The organism is Anaerotignum faecicola (genome assembly GCA_024460105.1).
GTDB lineage: Bacteria > Bacillota > Clostridia > Lachnospirales > Anaerotignaceae > JANFXS01.
Map to the genome: position 1 here is coordinate 1 of JANFXS010000257.1, position 459 is coordinate 459.

Sequence of the window (459 nt, forward strand, 5' to 3'; positions counted from 1 at the left end):
GTAATGGAAGGGATGAAGGAGATGCCGATACCGGCCCGGATCAGTTCGCGGACCGTCTCAGGACTGTCGCTCTCCAGCACGACAGAGGGTTCAAAGCCGGCTATCTTGCAGAAAGTATCAGTGATGGTCCTTAAACTCTTTCCCTGCTGAAGACAGATAAATTCCTCGCCTGCTACCTCGCTTAAGTTAAGATTGTCCCGTTTGGACAACGGGTTGGAATCAGGCAGTGCCAGGAGAATTTCTTCTTCTATCAGGGTGACAGAATAATCCTGTGTGCATGGCTGCATGGAGGAAAACAGGGTTAAGTCGCAGCCGTTGGGTTGGTTCTTCGTTAAGTCCTCCTGGATGATCTGAAGCCGGATAGAGGGGTATTCATGCTTAAATGCCATGACCAGTTCCGGCAGCAGCTTGGAAGCCGCATAGAGGGAGAGCGTGACAGTCCGGCTGCGTTCTCCGGCT

At 52.3% G+C, this 459-nt stretch carries 1 protein-coding gene; it reads right to left on the bottom strand.

The features are described from left to right. Positions 1–459: LysR family transcriptional regulator substrate-binding protein (locus NE664_13840; protein ID MCQ4727715.1), on the bottom strand; the 459-nt coding region annotated here is incomplete at both ends.